The organism is Kitasatospora sp. NPDC090091 (genome assembly GCF_044747365.1).
GTDB lineage: Bacteria > Actinomycetota > Actinomycetes > Streptomycetales > Streptomycetaceae > Kitasatospora.
Genome location: NZ_JBIVDY010000022.1, coordinates 1 through 16,217 on the forward strand (window position 1 = coordinate 1; position 16,217 = coordinate 16,217).

Genomic DNA, 16,217 nt, shown 5'->3' on the forward strand with positions numbered 1-16,217 from the left:
CCCGGACGCACCACGAACCGCATGCCGACGGCCAGCCGGTCGACCGGCAGCCGGACCTCGCGGCCGTTCTCCAGCACCGAGACGTCCTTGGCGCCCAGCTGCAGCAGCGCCTTCAGCGCGGCCCCCGCGCTGCGCTTGGAGCGGGCCTCGAAGTAGCGGCCGGCCAGGATGAACGCGGTGACGCCGGCCGCGGCCTCCAGGTAGATGTTGGACGAGCCGTCGCTGCGGGCGACGGTCAGCTCGAAGCCGTGCCGCATGCCCGGCATGCCGGCGTGGCCGAAGAACAGCGCCCAGAGCGACCAGAGGAACGCGGCGCCGGTGCCGAGCGAGACCAGGGTGTCCATGGTCGCCGCGCCGTGCCGGGCGTTGGTCCAGGCGGCCCGGTGGAACGGCCAGGCGGCGTAGGTGACCACCGGCGCGGCCAGGGTGAGCGAGAGCCACTGCCAGTTCGTGAACTGCAGCGCCGGCACCATCGCCATCGCGACCACGGGGACGGCCAGCACGAGCGCCGTGATCAGGCGCTGCCGCAGCAGCGCCTGATCGTCCGGCGCGCCGCTGCCGGGTGCGGCGCCGTCCGGTGCCCCGGCGGTCGCGGCCCCGGCCGGCTCTGCGACCGCGGGGCGGGGGACGACGGCGGTGTAGCCGGCGGCCTCGACGGCGGCGATCAGGTCGGCGGCCCCGACACCGTCCTCGACGACCGCCTTCGCCTTCTCCGTGGCGTAGTTGACGGTGGCGGTCACACCGTCGATCCGGTTGAGCCTCTTCTCGATCCGGGCGGCGCACGACGCACAGGTCATGCCGCCGATCCGGAGTTCCACCTCGGTGGAGGCGGGTGCCTGCGTGGTCATCTGGACTCCTCGTGAGTGGTCGTGCGACGGATCGGGGGGAGCGGGCCGGACCAGTGGGCGGGGAGATCGCCCCGGCCGGCCCGCGACCCGAAACCCCCGGGGGGTACCTGAGCCCGGGGGGCCGGAGCGGTCAGGCGCGGCCGGTCAGCTCGTAGCCGGCGTCGTCGATCGCGGCACGCAGGGCCGCGTCGTCGAGCTCGGCCTCCGCGGAGACGGTCACCAGGCCGCCCCGGACGTCGACCGAGACGGCGGTGACGCCCGGCAGCCCGGCGACGGCCTTGCCGACGACCTGCTCGCAGTGGCCGCAGGTCATCCCGGCCACCGCGTAGACGGCGGTGACCGCGGTGACGCCGACGGCCGGCTCGACGGTGGCGGTGGTGGAGCAGGTGCCGTTGCTGGAGCAGCAGGACATGGTTTCCTCCGGTGCGGTGGGCGGCTTCGATCGCTATACCCATGGGGGGTATCGACTCGCGATGAGTTCTTTATACCCCTAGGGGGTATGACTCGCAACCGTCTCACCGCACGGAGGAGCCCGGCCGGTGAGTCCCCGGCCGGGCTCTGGAAGAACTGTCAAACCGTCAGAAGCTCTGTCAGCGGGGCGGGATGATCCCGGTCAGCCACGTGAAGGTCGGGACGACCAGCGGCTTCCACGTCGACGTCAGGTGCGCGCCGGTGGTCTCGAACGGCGTCACGGTCGTCGGACTCTTCGCCGCCTGCTGCAGGGCGGTCGCGTCCTCCAGCCCGTCACCGCGCTTGCCGGTCACGTAGAGCGCGACGTTCGGCGGCGTCTGGGCGTGGGTCAGGATGTGGAGCGGGTTGGCACTCTCGCGCAGCTTCGGGTCCTTGCCGGTCAGCGAGGACGGCTCACCGGCCGGGTTGTTGTACCCCGACATGCTGATCGCGGCGCGGTACCGGTTCGGATGGGCGAGCGCCAGCCGCAGGGCGCAGTGGGCGCCGGCGGAGTAGCCGGACAGGGCCCAGCGGTCCGGTGTGGTGTCGGCGCGGAAGTTGTCGACGATCATCTGGGGGACGTCCCGGGAGAGCCAGGTCTCGGCGTTGACCTTGCCGGGGATGTCGGCGCAGCCGGTGTCGGTGCCGCCGAGGAGGGTGACGCGTGGTGAGACCAGGATGAACGGTGTCACCTGTCCGGATTTCATCAGCCCTTCGAGCTGGCCGGTCGCGTTCATGGTGTCGCCGAACCAGGCGCTGGAGGATCCGGGGTAGCCGACGAGCAGTTCGACCACCGGGAAGGTCTTGTCCTTGTAGGCGGGGTCGTCGTACTGCGGCGGTGTCCAGACCAGGACCTCGCCGTCGACGCCGGAGAGCCGGCCCTTGAGGTCGGCCTGCTTCACGCTCCTGGGCACCGCGTCCGAGTCGGGCGCGTGGAAGGCCTGCGCCACCTTCGGCACGGGGGTCCCGGACGGGCCGCCGGTCGGGCCGCCGGGGGTGGCGGCGGGGGCGGCGGCCCGGTCGCCGGCCAGGCCCTCGTCCTTGGGCGGCACCGGCACAGCCCGCACGTGGCTGGAGGTGCCCAGCAGGTCGCCCCAGCTGTCGTAGAGCTGGTTCTCGTTGTTGACGATCACGAAGACCATGGCCACGGCGGTGAACTGACAGAGCAGCACCGTGCCGAAGTACGAGAGCACGCGCAGCGGCGCGCGCCGCCCCTCCACCGCCCGCGCCGCCCCGAACAGGGGCCCTCTGCCCAGCCATTGCGCCATGGCCAGCGCTATCGACGCCCCGAAGAGGACGACCGTGAGAACGAGGAAGGGAGTACCAGTCAGTCTCATTGCGTTCGCGCCCGGTTCCTGTGCTGCCGTCCGGGCCCGTGTGCCCGGTCTCACTGGATGACAGCAGGGAACGGCTGTTCGGTTGCCCCTTCCTGGGAGCTTCCTGGGAACGGCGCGGCGGGCGGGCCGGAGCCCCGGCCGGGGCGTGCGCCACCGGCCGGGGCGGGGCCTACCGCCCGGGGCGGGCGCCTACCGGCCGGGGCGGCCCCGGCGGGCGCCCGGCTTGGCTCCTCCGGAGCGTCCGGTGCCGGCCTTGCCCCCGGCGGTCTTGCCCCCGCCGGACCGGGCGCCGCCGGTCTTCCCGCCGCCCGAGCGGCCGCCCGCCGACTTCGCCCCGGCCGACTTGCCCGCCGTCTTCCCGCCCGCCGGCTTGCCGGCGCCGCCGCGGGGCTGCTGCTTCGGCTGCTCGGCGGGGGCCGACTGGCCACGCCCGCGCGAGCTGTTCACCGTCCGGCCGCGGACGATGCCGATGAACTCCTCCACCAGGTCGGTGGTCCGGTCCTGCAGCCAGGAGAGCGCCACCTGGGACTGCGGCGCGTCCGGGACCGGGCGGTAGGTGAGGTCCCGGCGGTGGTGCAGCCGGGCCAGCGACTGCGGGACGAGCAGGACCCCGACGTTCGCCGCGACCAGCTCGACGGCGTCCGCGGTCGTCGCCGGGCGCTCGATCGCGGGGCGCCCGGGCAGGGCGGCCCCCCAGCCGAGGGCGTCGTCCTGCGGGTGGAAGACCACCTCGTCGGCGAGGTCCGCCACCGGCACCTCCTCGGCCGCCGCCAGCCAGTGGTCCTTGGGGAAGACGACGACCGTGGTCTCGGTGTAGAGGGGGATCGCGCTGAGGCTGTCCTTGTCGACCGGGAGCCGGACCAGGCCGGCGTCCGCGCCGCCGCCCAGCAGGGTCGGCTCGCCCTCCTCCACCGGCACCGCGACCAGGTCGAGCCGGACGTCGGGAAGCCGTTCCTCCCAGACCCGGACCCACTTACCGGGCGTCACGCCGGGCACGTACACCAGCCGGAACGAGGGGCTCGCCTGCATCTCTGTCACGCTCTCTGTCACGCAGCAAGGCTACCGACCGTGACCGGGTACGCCACGCACTCGCTTACCCTGGTGACCATGACATCGCTCAAGCCGAAGACCACCCAGACCATGAAGCCGGCCACGGCGGCCAAGAAACTGGGCATCTACCTCGACGCCGCCCCCGCCGAGTTCCAGGAGGGCGTGGTCTCCCGCGAGGAGCTGAACGCCCTGCAGACCGAGCCGCCGGCGTGGCTCTCCGACCTGCGCCGCAACGGCCCGCACCCGCGCCCGGTGGTCGCCGCCAAGCTCGGCGTCTCCGTCTCCGGCCTGGCCCGCGGCGGCGTCACCGAGGCCCTCACCACCGCGCAGATCGACGCGCTCAAGGAGGAGAACCCGTCCTGGCTGGAGCGGGAGCGCGCCGTCCAGGCCGAGGTCCGCAAGGAGACCGTGCGGATCAAGGAGAAGCAGGAGAAGCAGGCCGCCGAGCAGGCCGCCAAGGGCCGCTGACGCCCGTCGCCGGCCGGCGGTGAGCCGCCACCCGGCCGCCCGGGCCACCCCGGCCCGGGCCGGCGGCGCACCCGCGGTCGGCCGGCGCCCCCGGGGGCGCGCGTCGTGCCCACGCGCCCGGCCCACGCGTCGTGCCCGCCCGCGGCCGGAGCCCCGGCTCACGCCTCCGGCGGGCCGGGCTCCAGCAGGCGGCGCAGCAGCACGTCGAGGTCGACGAACTCGCGCTCGCGCCCGTACGGCACCACGCACTCGGTGTGGCCGAGGAAGGTCCTGACCTCGGCGGCCCGGGCGCGCAGCACGACGGAGCTCTCGTCCCCGCCCAGCGCGATGAACACCGTCCCGGCCTCGCTGCCCACGCCGGGGTGCACCGACACGTCGCCGACCCCCGTCCGTCCCTCCAGCCCGGCCGCCAGCAGCTCGCGGGCGAACATCCAGGTGATCGGCTCGTCCCGGTCGACGTGGCTGTCCAGGTAGACCGCGTACGGCTCGGCCTGGTGGTACCGCAGCCGCGCCCTGACCAGGACGCTGAGGCCGGGGCAGACCACCGTGCGCAGGTCGAGGTCCATGGCGGCGGCCGCCGCGCCGGAGCGCTGCGGGGGCACCTGCGGGGTCTCCCGGTCGGTCATTCCGGCTCCCCCGGGGCTGCGGGGGCCGGGGGGAAGAACCGCGGTGGTTGGAGCAGTTCATGCCACTCGTCGTCGGCCCGGCCGGGGACGGTGCGGCCGCACCGGGCCCAGACCGCGACGAGGTGGGCGAAGATCGGCACCTGCTCGTGCAGAATCGTTTCTTCGTTGGCGATGGCCAGGGCGGGGCGGTCGCTTCTCATGCCTTGGAGAACGACGGACCCCACCGGCGGTAACCCTCCACCGGCTGCACCCACCCCCCGGGGCGACCCCCGCGGTCGCCGCGCAACCGCGCGGTGCGGTGATCAGTCGACGTACTGCACGGCGATCCGGCAGTGGGCGGCCCGGGTGCGCAGCGCGAGCTCGTCGCCCGGCTCCGCGGCGGCCGCGATCCGCTCGGGCTCATCCTCGGACCAGGCCTCGTCCCGGGCCACGGCCCGGTCCCGGCGCACGGCCCTGCTCGGGACCGTCGCGAGGACGGGGGCGGCGACGCGGCGGCGCAACGGCAGGGCGTTCGGCTCGGCGACGGCGACGACGGTCCGGTTCTCACTCATGGCGGGCGCTTCCTTCCGGATGGCTGCGGGCCGCAGGTCCGGGCCCGTGACTCCAGTGGAGCGCGCACCCGCCGCGGATGCGGCCGCCCTTGACGCGGGCCGTACGCCCGGCGGCCGCTCCTTGACGGCTCCCTGACGCCCGGGCGGGTGCTCCCCCGCCGCCCGGGCCGGCCCGGGGCGTCGGCGACGCGCGCCCGGGACGGGGCCCGGGCGGGCCGGGACGGTCCCGTGCGGCGGCCGGGCGCGGGGCCGGGACCGATCCGGGCGGTAAAGGCGGCCGGTGCCCCAGGTGTTCGGGACAGCGGGTGGCGGAGCGTGGACGGCAGTCCGGTTCGCCGGGCGATCTTCCTCCCGTCCGCACCCACCACCGAGGTCCCACCATGACCGCACAGTCCGCGCTGCTCGCCCCGTACGACACCCGCACCGCCGAGTGCCTGCCGGACCTGCTCCGCGCGCAGGCCGCCGAGCGGCCCGACGCCACGGCCGTCGTCGCCGACGGCGAGCGCCTCGGGTTCCGGCAGCTCGAAGCGGCCGCCGACGCGTTGGCCGCCCGCCTGCACCACCTCGGCGTGCGTGCCGACGACTGCGTCGGCCTGTTCGTGGAGCCGTCGCTGGAGCTGATGACCGGGGTCTGGGGCATCCTCTGCGCGGGGGCCGCGTACCTGCCGCTCTCCCCGGAGTACCCGGAGGAGCGGATCCGCTACATGATCGAGTCCAGCCGGACCGGAGTGGTGGTCACCCAGGAGCACCTCCGGGCCCGGCTGGCCGACCTCGCGCCGCACGGCACCCGGATCCTCGTCGCGGGTGCGCACCCCGGAATCCCGGCCGGCCGCACCGCGCCGCCCGGGCCGGGCGCCCCGCCGGACGCACACACCGAGCCCGGCGCGCACCCGATCCCCGGTCAGAGCCACGGCCCCGGCGAGCCGGCCCCCGGCCCCCACCCCTCCTCACTGGCCTACGTCGTCTACACCTCCGGCTCCACCGGCCGGCCCAAGGGCGTGATGATCGAGCACCGCAGCATCGTCTCCCAGCTGCGCTGGCTGGGCGCCCACGACCACCTCGGCCCCGGCACCACGGTGCTGCAGAAGACGCCGATGAGCTTCGACGCGGCGCAGTGGGAGATCCTCGCGCCGGCCGCCGGCGCCCGGGTGGTGATGGGCGCACCGGGCATCCACCGCGACCCCGAGCGCCTGGTCGCCGTCGTCCGGGAGCACGGCGTGAACACCCTGCAGTGCGTGCCCACCCTGCTCCAGGCCCTGGTGGAGAACGAGGAGCTGGCCGGCTGCACCTCGCTGCGCCGGGTGTACTCGGGCGGCGAGCCGCTCTCCCGCCGCCTGGCGCGGTCGGTGCTCGCCGCGCTGCCGCAGGCGTCCCTGGTCAACCTCTACGGGCCGACCGAGTGCACGATCAACGCGACCGCGCACCTGGTCGACCCCGACGAGCTCGGCGGGGAGGCCGGATCGGTGCCGATCGGGCTGCCGGTCGACCGCACCCGCTGCTTCGTCCTGGACGAGGACCTGGCACCCGTCGAGCCCGGCGCGACCGGCGAGCTCCACCTCGCGGGCGTCCAGCTCGCCCGCGGCTACCTGCACCGGCCCGACCTGACGGCCGAGCGGTTCGTCTCCTCGCCGCACCTGCCCGGCGAGCGGCTGTACCGCACGGGCGACCTCGTCCACTGGAACCCGGACGGCACCCTGCAGTGCACCGGCCGGGCCGACAACCAGGTCAAACTGCGCGGTTACCGGGTCGAGCTGGACGAGGTCGCGCTCGCCGTCGAGGAGCACACCTGGGTGCGGCGGGCCGCGGCCGTGGTCACCGGCGATCCGCGGACCGGCCGGCCGACCCTGGTCGCCTGCATCGAGCTCAACCCCCGCGAGGCGGCCCTGATGGACCAGGGCAACCACGGCGGCCACCACCAGTCCAAGGCCGGCCGGGTCCAGGTCCGCGCCCAGCTCTCGGACCCGGGCGTCCGGACCGCGGACGACCTCGCCGGCCGGCCCGTGGTGGCACTGCCCGGCCGCCGGGAGACCGAGCGGCAGCGCCGGGAGACGTTCGCCCGCAAGACCTACCGCCGCTACCAGGACGGGCCGGTCACCCGGGACGAACTGCTCGCGCTGCTGGCCCCGCGCCCGGCAGCCCCGGCCGCGCGCCGCACCGACGGGCCCGACCTCGCCGAACTCGGCACGATCCTGCGGTGGTTCGGGCAGTTCCACAGCGAGGAGCGGCTGCTGCCGAAGTACGCCTACGCCTCGCCCGGTGCGCTCTACGCCACCCAGCTCTACCTGGAGACCGACGGCACCGGCGGCCCGGCCGGGCTCCCCGCGGGCGTGTACTACCACCACCCCGTGGAGCACACCCTGGTGCGGGTCGGCGACGCCGCCGCCGGCGGCCCGGGCCTGGCCGTGCACTTCCTCGGCCGGCGCGGGGCGATCGAGCCGGTGTACCGCAACAACATCCGGGAGGTGCTGGAGTTCGAGGCCGGCCACATGGTGGGCGTCTTCGAGGAGGTGCTGCCCGGGTACGGACTGGCGATCCGGCCGCTGGGCCACCACCCGGAGGTCCAGGACCGGCTGGACGTCGCGCCGGAGGACCACTACCTCGGGAGCTTCACGATCGCCCCGGAGGACGGCCTCGCCCCGCCGCGCCGCACCGAACTCCTCCTCCAGGCCCATCCGGGCCGGGTCGAGGGCCTGCCCGCCGGGCAGTACCGTTACGCGGACGGCGCCCTGGCGCGGATCTCGGACGCGCTGGTGGAGTCGCGGCAGGTGATCGCGATCAACCAGCAGGTCTACCGGCGGGCGGCGTTCGGCATCACCGCGCTCGGCCGGGCCGGGCAGCCCTGGCTGGCCTACCTCGACCTCGGCACCGAGCTGCACCACCTGCAGCGCCGGGGCGTGGCGCTCGGCCTCGGGCTGATGTCCTCGGGCTACAGCTCGAAGTCCGGGCACCCGCTGCCGTCGGCCCGGCGGATCGACGCCGTGCTCACCGAGTGCGGGATCCCCACCGGCCCGTCGTACTTCTTCCTCGGCGGGCGGGTCGGCGAGGAGCAGATCCGCAGCGAGGGCATGGTGGAGGACGCCGTCCACATGAAGGGCCCGGCCGAGATCGTCCGGGACGACCTGGCCACGCTGCTGCCCGACTACATGGTCCCCAACCGGGTGCTGGTGCTGGACGAACTGCCGCTGACCGCCAACGGCAAGGTCGACCTGAAGGCGCTGGCCGCCCGGGAGGAGGTCCGCGGCACAGCGGTGGGCGGCCCGTTCGTGGCCCCCGCGACGCCGACCGAGCAGCGGCTCGCCGAGGCCTGGGCCGCGGCGCTCAAGTACCCGGACGTCTCGGCGGAGGACGAGTTCTTCGCCGTCGGCGGCAACTCGCTGAGCGCCGTGGCGCTGATCAACCGGGTCAACCGGGAGTTCGGCACCCACCTGCCGATGCAGGTGCTGTTCGGCAGCCCGAAGCTGGCGGACCTCGCCGCCCGGATCGACGCCGGAGCCGGGGAGCCTGCCTCGCGGCTGGTGCCACTGCACCGCGAGGGCGCCGGCGCTCCGGTGTTCTGCTGGCCGGGGCTCGGCGGCTACCCGATGAACCTGCGGCTGCTCGGCGGCCGGACGGGCCGGCCGTTCTACGGCGTCCAGGCGTACGGCCTGAACGCCGGCGAGACGCCGTACCCGACCGTCCGGGAGACGGCCGCCGCCGACCTCGCCGAGATCCGCCGGGTGCAGCCCGCAGGCCCTTACAGTCTCTGGGGGTACTCCTTCGGGGCCCGGGTGGCCTTCGAGACCGCCTGGCAGCTGGAGCAGGCCGGCGAGCGGGTCGCGGACCTGCTGCTGATCTGCCCCGGCAACCCGGAGGTGCGCCGGGCGGACGGCGAGCGGTACGGGCGCGAGTCGTCGTACCGCAACCCGGCCTACCTGACCATCCTGTACTCGGTGTTCGCCGGCTCGATCAGCGGGCCCGGGCTGGAGGCCTGCCTCGCCCAGGTGCGGGACGAGAACGGCTTCACCGCCTTCGTCCACCGCCGCTTCCCGGAGCTGGACGAGGAGTTGATCCGCCGGATCACCCGGATCGTCGGGGAGACCTACGAGTTCGAGTACAGCTTCCGCGAGCTGGCCGAACGGCGGCTGGAGGCCCCGGTGACGATCGTCAAGGCGACCGGCGACGAGTACGCCTTCCTGGAGGGCCGGTCCGGCTACTCCAGCGCGCCGCCGACCGTGCTGTCGCTGGCCGGCGACCACTACGGCGTGCTGCGGGAGCAGGGCATCGACGAGCTGGTCAAGGCGATCCACGGCCGCCCGGGCAGCTGAGCCGGGCGCGGGTGCGGCGCCGCCGGGTGGCTCCCGGCGGCGCCGCGCCGTTCAATTCGCTGTTTCAGAGCCTCGATTGACAGCGAGTTGACATGGTGTACGACGGTGCGGCCGAGGGGGAACCGGGAGCATCGCGCTATGCGTCCGAACCGGGCGACGGCGAATATAGGCTCTCGCAAGGAAGACCATATGGGTCAAGGGAAACCTGAGGGCGCGGGGGCACCATGGGAACGGCGCCACTTTCAGGAGGAAACTTTGAGCGACGACCGCTTCGACCCCGTCCAGATCCCGCACCCGCTTGCCGTCCTGGAACAGATCGAACAGGACCACGACGCCGAGCAGGAAGCCGAATTGCGGGCCGGCGACGCGCCCTGGGGAGAGGTGCTGGCCCGGTACATCGACGTGCTCACCGAGCTGATCGCCTCGCAGCCGGCGCAGCCGCCAGAGGCCGAGGATGAGTGAGCCGTGGGCGGGGGGAGCCCCGTGAAAGAGGAGCGAAAGAGTCGTGAAACCGGGTGCCCCTAGCATGCCGCGCATGACGTCGCAGGCACCGGGAACCCGCACGCGGGCGGGGCAGCGGTCGGCGGCCCGGCGGTGGGCCGCCGGGCCGGCCGCGCTACTCGCCGCTGCGGGTCGGCGCCCGCCCGTCCGGGCCGGACGGGGGCAGCAGGCCCAGCTCGGCCGCTCTCACCCCTGCCTGGAAGCGGGAGTTGGCCCCGAGCAGGGCCATGATCTCCGCCACGTAGCGCCGGTAGGTGCGCACCGAGACGGTCAGGTCGCGGGCGGCGACCTCGTCGGTGACACCGGCCCGCAGCGCGCCGAGGATCTGGCGGGCGAAGGCGGCCCGCGCGCGGTCGCCGAAGACGATCCGTTCGTTGGCCGGCACGGCGGTGCGCCAGACGTTGTCGAAGAGGATGTGCAGGGTGTGGATCACCTCGGGCACCCGGATCACCGAGGCGCGGCGGGCGACGGCCGTGCCGGTGACCACCAGCGCGGTGGTCCCGTCGGCGATGATCGCCTGCAGCGGCGGGACCCTCGCCACGCGCACCGCGACCGGGCGCTCCCGGCCGAGCTGCTCGCGGACGAACTCGTCGTCGAGCATCTCGGGCGAGCTGAGCAGCCGCACGCCGACGGCCGGATCGGCACTGTAGAGCAACTGCCGCTCGGAGCGCCCCTGTCGGCCCTCGCCGGCGACGCGCCGGGCGTGCACGATGTCGATGCTGGTCGAGGCCCCGACGATGATCTCGTGCGCGGTGTCGAGCACGGCGTCGTAATCGCCCTCCACATTGCTGAGCATCCGGTCGGTGGAGTAGCGGTCCCGGTGCATGGCGACGGTCGATTCGATCATCGCGCTGACTTCGAGCAGGGCCTCCTCCAGCTCGTCCTCCGCCTGGTTCGACACCGTGCTCCTCGTCTCCCCGACGGCTGTGCCAGTCGGCTCTCCCGCGCCGCGGGCCTGTTCCCCACCGTTTCGGGGGCCTGCTCCGGTCGTCTCAGCCATGGGTGGACAACAGCCCCAGTTCGACGGCCCGCACTCCCGCCTGGAAGCGGGAGTTGGCGCCCAGTTCGCGCATGATTTCGGCCACGTGGCGGCGGTACGTCCGCAGCGAGACGTTCAGTTCCTGGGCGGCGGCCTCGTCGGTGTGGCCCTCGCTCAGCATCTCCAGGATGCGGCGGGCCGGGTCCTTGACCAGCCGGGGGCTCAGGCCCAGGTGGTCGACGAGCGGGCGGGCGCGCGTCCAGGCGCTGGCGAACATCAGGTCGAGCGCGCGGACGACGGCCGGGTCGTTGACCGTGACGGCATTGCCGCCACTGTGCTCGGCCCCGGAGCGGACCAGCGCGCCGCGGCCGTCGACGATCAACGCCTCGCGCAGCTCGGTCTCGGAGACCCTGATCTCGACCCGGGGGCCGCGCAGCCGGCGGGTCAGGGCGATGGCGGTGTCGATGCCGCTGCCCACGCAGAGCACCCGGACCACCAGTCCCTCCTGGACGGACGGGGTGGCGGGACCGCCGCCGGAGGCACGCGCCTGGTCCGCGGACCACTGGGCGGCCAGTGCGGCCAACGCGGGTGCGGCACGAACGGCGAACTCGCCGGTGGTGGGGAGCGCCAGGCCCACGGAGCGCCGGGCGCCGCTCACCAGTTGTTCGAGCGCCTCGCCGAGCGCCTCGGCCTCCGTCCGCGCGACGGGCGGTGGACCGCCCGACCGTCGCCGGTGCAGCGAGACCGTGGACTCGATCAGGGCGCGGGCCTGGAGCAGCGCCTGCTCCACCCGCTCCGCATGGACCTGCGAAATCGCCGCCTCCAGGGCAGCCGCGTTCTTCTGTTCCACCATTCCTCGCCCCCGTTGATCCACCCCGTACTACTCCCTGCGCACGACCCGGGCCGGCGGCGCCGGCCGTGCGGTACACCGGCCACCGGATCGGCACTTGACAGTTCGTCACGAATGACAAGGGTCGTGCGACGGGACATAGATCATCGCTGACACTAGTTCTTCCGTCCCTGAGCGTCAACGAATGTGCGCAGGCTGAAACCGGTCGCTACACCAGGCCCTTCGAGGGGCGCGCAGTCCTGTCACACGCGAGGCAAGAAGATGCCACCGCATGCCCGAACAGATGGTCGACCACTCCGCTTCCGCCACCGCGGGCAACCCCCCACTCACCACCCGTAGCGTCCCGAGCCGTTTCAGGCCACCGCCCACTCGGGCGGTGGAGACTCGCCCTACGTTCTCACCGTGACCCCGGCGGCCACCTCCGGTCCGACGGTCACCGTTCCGCCCCTCGCCCCACCCGGTCCACCGCTGCGCCGGCATGCGCCGACGCACGCCCTTCTCCCCCGCTTGACCGCCTTGAGATCCACCGAGCCATGGAGAGAACGATGGACATCCCCACCCAGACCATCGCCGATCTGCTTCTCACTGCCGCCGAACGGCAGCCCGACCACGGTGTCCGCTACTGCTCCGGCGGCGCCGGCACCGGCCACCGCGACCAGACCCACCCCGAGCTCCTCGACGAGGCAAGACTTCTGCTGGCCGGCCTGCGCGCCCGCGGCCTGCGCCCCGGGGACAACGTCGTCCTGCTGCTGGAGCAGCACCCCGACTTCCTGCCCGCCTTCTGGGCCACCGTGCTCGGCGGCTTCGTCCCCTGCCCGATGGCGCCGCTGCGCGGCGACCAGGACCGCTGGGCCGCTCAACTCGCTCACGTGAAGGACCTGTTGGATCAGCCGCTGGTCATCACCAGCGAGGCGCTCGCGGCCGAACTGCCGCGGGTGGACGGTCTCTGCGTCACCACGCTCACCGCCCTGCGCGAGGACGGCGGGCAGGGCGGCGGCGCGGCGGCCGACGAGGAGCCGCACCGGGCACAGCCCTCCGACGTCGCCGTCCTCGTGCTGACCTCCGGCTCGACCGGCAACTCCAAGGCCGTGGAGCTCAGCCACGCCAACCTGCTGGCGTCGATGTCCGCGAAGAACGGCTACCACCGGCTCACCGCCGCCGACACCAGCCTCAACTGGGTATCGTTCGACCACGTGGCCGCCCTGCTGGAGTGCCACCTGCTGCCGCTCTCCGTCGGCTGCCGGCAGGTCCACGTACCGGCCCAGGTGGTGCTCGGCGAGCCGCTGGAGTTCCTGCGACTGATCTCCGAGCACGGGGTGACCATGACCTTCACCCCGAACTTCCTGCTGGGCCTGCTGAACGCGGCCGCCGACCGGATGCCGGCGGCGGACCGGGAGCGGCTGGACCTCTCCCGGCTGCGGCACATCGTCAGCGGCGGCGAGGCAGTGGTCTGCTCCACCGGCACCGCCTTCCTCGACCGGTACGCGCCGTACGGGCTGAGCCGCGACGCCCTCTGGCCCGCGTTCGGGATGACGGAGACCTGCGCCGGCAGCATCTACTCGCTGGGCTTCCCGCACAGCGACGAGGGCCAGGAGTTCGCCAACCTCGGCACGCCGGTGACCGGCCTGCGGATGAGGGTCGCCGACCCGGAGGACCGCGCGCTGCCCGAGGGCGAGGTCGGCGAACTCCAGCTGAGCGGACCGATGATCACCCGCGGCTACCACAACAACGAGGCGGCCACCCACGGGGCCTTCACCGCCGACGGCTGGTTCCGCAGCGGCGACCTCGGCCGGATCGACGAGGGCCGGCTCACCCTCGTCGGCCGCAGCAAGGACAGCGTGATCGTCAACGGGGTCAACTACTTCAGCCACGATATCGAGACCGCTCTGGAGCAACTGGACGGCGTTGCAAGGTCGTTCGTCGCAGCCTTTCCCACCCGCCCGGCCGGTGCCGACACCGAGCAGCTGGTGGTGGCCTTCCACTGCGAGGTGCCCGAGGAGGACGAGGCCGGCCGCTACCGGGTGCTGGCCGCGGTACGCAGCACCGTGGTGATGCACTGGGGCTTCCGCCCGGCGCTGATCCTGCCGCTCCCGAAGGACGCCTTCCCCAAGACCAGCCTGGGCAAGATCCAGCGGGCGCTGATGCGCCACCGCCTGGAGACCGGCTGCTACGCGCAGCAGATCGGCGCGGTAGAGGAGTTGACGGATCGTCGGCTCGGCGGCTACACCGCGCCGGAGGGCGAGACGGAGCGGGTCCTCACCGAGATCTACGGCGAACTGTTCGACCTCGACCCGGCCCGGATCAGCGCCACCGCCAGCTTCTTCGACCTCGGCGGCACGTCGCTGGACATCCTGCGGCTGCGCAGCAAGGTCGCGGAGCGGCTGGGGGCGGACGGCCTGCAGATCATCACGGTGCTGACCGCACCGTCCGTACGCTCGCTCGCGCGCGCTCTCGCCGGGCTGCGGGGGCCCGACGAGACCGCCTACGACCCGATCGTGCCGATGCAGCTGAGCGGCGACAAGACGCCGCTGTTCTGCGTCCACCCGGGGGTCGGCGAGGTGCTGGTCTTCGTCAACCTGGCCCAGTACTTCGTGGGGGACCGGCCGTTCTACGCGCTGCGCGCCCGCGGGTTCAACGAGGGCGAGAAGCCGTTCCGGACCTTCGAGGAGATGGTCGACACCTACGTGGCCGCGATCCGCGCCCGGCAGCCGCACGGCCCGTACGCCGTGGCCGGCTACTCCTACGGCGGCGCGGTCGCCTTCGAGATCGCCAAGGTGCTGGAGTCGGAGGGCGAGCGGGTCGACTTCGTCGGCAGCTTCAACCTGCCGCCGAACATCAAGTACCGGATGGACGAGCTCGACTTCGCCGAGACCGCCGTCAACCTGGCCTTCTTCCTGGCGCTCGTCGACAAGAAGCAGGCCCGGGAGCTGCCCGCCCGGCTGCGGGGGCTCCCCCGGGAGCTGCAGCTGGACCGCCTGCTGGCCCTCGCTCCGGCCGACCGGATCGCCGAACTCGACCTGGACGCGGAGAAGTTCGCCGCCTGGGCGGAGCTCGCCGACCGGCTCACCGACCTGGGCCGCAGCTACCGGCCGGAGGGCAGCGTCCGCCGGATGTCGGTCTTCTACGCGATCCCGCTGCGGGGCACCAAGGAGGACTGGCTGGAGAACGAGCTGCGACGCTGGGACGACTTCACCGAGGAGCCGAACCGGTACGTCGAAGTACCCGGCGAGCACTACACGCTGATGAGCCCGCAGCACGTGGCGGCGTTCCAGGCGATTCTGCGCAAGGAGCTGGACCTGGCGATGGGAGAGGGCAAGTGAAGGGCAGCAAGATCCTGGTGACCGGCGGTACCGGTCAGGTCGCCCGGCCGGTGGCGGAGGCGCTCGCCGAACAGGGCAACGAGGTCTGGTGCCTGGGCCGCTTCGGCACCCCGGGCGTCGAGGACGAGCTGCGGGCGCGGGGCATCACCACCTGGCGCTGGGACATGGAGGACGACAGCGAGTACGCGCTCAAGGGCGTGCCGGAGGACTTCACCCACGTCATCCACTCGGCGGTCCGGCGCGGCGACGACGGCGACTTCAACCGGGCGATCGACGTCAACGTCTCGGCCACCGGCCGGCTGATGGCGCACTGCCGCACCGCGGAGTCCTTCCTCTACGTCTCGACCGGTGCGCTCTACGCCCGGCAGACGCTGGACCACGCCTACACCGAGGACGACCCGATCGACGGCGTCGCGGACTGGCTGCCGGCCTACCCGGTGGGCAAGATCGCCACCGAGGGTGCGGTCCGCGCGCTCGCCCGGGTGCTGGGCCTGCCGACCACCATCGCCCGGCTCAACATCGCCTACGGACCGGGCGGTTACGGCGGGGTGCCGATGCTGTACTTCCAGCGGATGCTCGCCGGCCAGCCGATCCCGGTCCCGCTGGAGGGCCAGAACTGGTGCTCGCTGCTGTACACCAGCGACCTGGTCCGGCAGGTGCCGCAGCTGTGGGCGGCGGCCTCGGTACCGGCGACCCTGGTCAACTGGGGCGGCGACGAGGCGGTCGGGATGACCGACTGTCTGCGCTACATCGAGGAGCTCACCGGAGTGCCGGCCGACCTGGTGCCGAGCGAAGTCACCCGGGAGACCTACCAGTTCGACCCGAGCCGGCGCCGCGCGCTGACCGGCCCGTGCGAGGTCGACTGGCGCGAGGGAATCCGCCTGACCCTCGAAGCCCTGTACCCCGAGCACATCCGCCGCTGAGGAGAGCCAT

Annotated in this window: 14 protein-coding genes; 5 read left to right on the forward strand and 9 right to left on the reverse strand. The window is 73.4% G+C overall.

Features of this window, described 5'->3' with window-relative positions; translation table 11 throughout:
• The 4 genes from ACIPSC_RS30810 to ACIPSC_RS30825 form a co-directional block, all read right to left on the reverse strand.
• Positions 1-848, reverse strand: an 848-nt coding sequence (locus tag ACIPSC_RS30810) for a cation transporter (protein WP_400830367.1), incomplete at its 3' end; no start/stop codon positions are given.
• 130 nt (positions 849-978) lie between these two features.
• Positions 979-1,260 carry a heavy-metal-associated domain-containing protein gene (locus ACIPSC_RS30815; RefSeq protein WP_400830370.1) on the reverse strand — a complete coding sequence of 94 codons (282 nt, stop codon included), beginning with the start codon at positions 1,258-1,260 and terminating at the stop codon, positions 979-981.
• 178 nt (positions 1,261-1,438) lie between these two features.
• Complete coding sequence (locus ACIPSC_RS30820) at positions 1,439-2,566, reverse strand: alpha/beta hydrolase (protein WP_400830372.1); 1,128 nt, start codon at positions 2,564-2,566, stop codon at positions 1,439-1,441.
• 258 nt (positions 2,567-2,824) lie between these two features.
• A complete protein-coding gene (locus ACIPSC_RS30825) occupies positions 2,825-3,673 on the reverse strand; it encodes a LysR family substrate-binding domain-containing protein (RefSeq protein WP_400830533.1) in 849 nt (282 codons plus the stop codon).
• A 69-nt stretch (positions 3,674-3,742) separates the two neighbouring features.
• On the opposite strand from ACIPSC_RS30825, the gene ACIPSC_RS30830 reads away from it, so the two are divergent.
• Positions 3,743-4,153 (forward strand): DUF5997 family protein, encoded by a 411-nt coding sequence (locus ACIPSC_RS30830; protein WP_400830376.1) that lies wholly within the window; start codon positions 3,743-3,745, stop codon positions 4,151-4,153.
• 158 nt (positions 4,154-4,311) lie between these two features.
• Here ACIPSC_RS30830 and ACIPSC_RS30835 read toward each other — a convergent pair whose 3' ends face one another.
• The 3 genes from ACIPSC_RS30835 to ACIPSC_RS30845 all read right to left on the reverse strand — a co-directional run bounded on the left by ACIPSC_RS30835 (position 4,312) and on the right by ACIPSC_RS30845 (position 5,330).
• Positions 4,312-4,779 carry an SsgA family sporulation/cell division regulator gene (locus tag ACIPSC_RS30835; protein ID WP_400830378.1) on the reverse strand — a complete coding sequence of 156 codons (468 nt, stop codon included), beginning with the start codon at positions 4,777-4,779 and terminating at the stop codon, positions 4,312-4,314.
• Positions 4,776-4,979 (reverse strand): hypothetical protein, encoded by a 204-nt coding sequence (locus ACIPSC_RS30840; RefSeq protein ID WP_238861761.1) that lies wholly within the window; start codon positions 4,977-4,979, stop codon positions 4,776-4,778. Before ACIPSC_RS30840 ends, ACIPSC_RS30835 begins: the two co-directional genes overlap by 4 nt.
• A gap of 102 nt (positions 4,980-5,081) precedes the next feature.
• The gene (locus tag ACIPSC_RS30845; RefSeq protein WP_400830381.1) at positions 5,082-5,330 is read right to left on the reverse strand and encodes a hypothetical protein; all 249 of its coding nucleotides are present in this window, start codon (positions 5,328-5,330) and stop codon (positions 5,082-5,084) included.
• Positions 5,331-5,710: 380 nt separating this feature from the next.
• Between ACIPSC_RS30845 and ACIPSC_RS30850 the strand changes: the two genes are divergently transcribed.
• The gene (locus ACIPSC_RS30850; RefSeq protein ID WP_400830383.1) at positions 5,711-9,634 is read left to right on the forward strand and encodes an amino acid adenylation domain-containing protein; all 3,924 of its coding nucleotides are present in this window, start codon (positions 5,711-5,713) and stop codon (positions 9,632-9,634) included.
• Positions 9,635-9,889: 255 nt separating this feature from the next.
• Entirely contained in the window at positions 9,890-10,096 is a 207-nt protein-coding gene (locus ACIPSC_RS30855; protein ID WP_400830385.1) for a DUF6269 family protein, read from the forward strand.
• Between the two features lie 154 nt (positions 10,097-10,250).
• On the opposite strand, the gene ACIPSC_RS30860 is transcribed toward ACIPSC_RS30855, so the two are convergent.
• Entirely contained in the window at positions 10,251-11,036 is a 786-nt protein-coding gene (locus tag ACIPSC_RS30860) for a TrmB family transcriptional regulator sugar-binding domain-containing protein (protein ID WP_400830388.1), read from the reverse strand.
• A 91-nt stretch (positions 11,037-11,127) separates the two neighbouring features.
• A complete protein-coding gene (locus ACIPSC_RS30865; RefSeq protein ID WP_400830390.1) occupies positions 11,128-11,967 on the reverse strand; it encodes a LuxR C-terminal-related transcriptional regulator in 840 nt (279 codons plus the stop codon).
• Between the two features lie 542 nt (positions 11,968-12,509).
• Here ACIPSC_RS30865 and ACIPSC_RS30870 point away from each other — a divergent pair.
• On the forward strand, positions 12,510-15,284 hold the full coding sequence (locus tag ACIPSC_RS30870; RefSeq protein WP_400830393.1) for an alpha/beta fold hydrolase: 2,775 nt from the start codon (positions 12,510-12,512) through the stop codon (positions 15,282-15,284).
• Entirely contained in the window at positions 15,281-16,207 is a 927-nt protein-coding gene (locus ACIPSC_RS30875) for an NAD-dependent epimerase/dehydratase family protein (protein ID WP_400830397.1), read from the forward strand. Before ACIPSC_RS30870 ends, ACIPSC_RS30875 begins: the two co-directional genes overlap by 4 nt.
• Positions 16,208-16,217 lie beyond the last annotated feature (10 nt).

What these genes read in the sequence shown, in the direction of transcription:
- ACIPSC_RS30845 (WP_400830381.1), bottom strand. Translation starts at nt 5,330, where the DNA reads ATGAGTGAGAACCGGACCGTCGTCGCCGTCGCCGAGCCGAACGCCCTG.
- ACIPSC_RS30820 (WP_400830372.1), bottom strand. Translation starts at nt 2,566, where the DNA reads ATGGCGCAATGGCTGGGCAGAGGGCCCCTGTTCGGGGCGGCGCGGGCG.
- ACIPSC_RS30850 (WP_400830383.1), top strand. Translation starts at nt 5,711, where the DNA reads ATGACCGCACAGTCCGCGCTGCTCGCCCCGTACGACACCCGCACCGCC.
- ACIPSC_RS30830 (WP_400830376.1), top strand. Translation starts at nt 3,743, where the DNA reads ATGACATCGCTCAAGCCGAAGACCACCCAGACCATGAAGCCGGCCACG.
- ACIPSC_RS30835 (WP_400830378.1), bottom strand. Translation starts at nt 4,779, where the DNA reads ATGACCGACCGGGAGACCCCGCAGGTGCCCCCGCAGCGCTCCGGCGCG.
- ACIPSC_RS30840 (WP_238861761.1), bottom strand. Translation starts at nt 4,979, where the DNA reads ATGAGAAGCGACCGCCCCGCCCTGGCCATCGCCAACGAAGAAACGATT.
- ACIPSC_RS30865 (WP_400830390.1), bottom strand. Translation starts at nt 11,967, where the DNA reads ATGGTGGAACAGAAGAACGCGGCTGCCCTGGAGGCGGCGATTTCGCAG.
- ACIPSC_RS30815 (WP_400830370.1), bottom strand. Translation starts at nt 1,260, where the DNA reads ATGTCCTGCTGCTCCAGCAACGGCACCTGCTCCACCACCGCCACCGTC.
- ACIPSC_RS30870 (WP_400830393.1), top strand. Translation starts at nt 12,510, where the DNA reads ATGGACATCCCCACCCAGACCATCGCCGATCTGCTTCTCACTGCCGCC.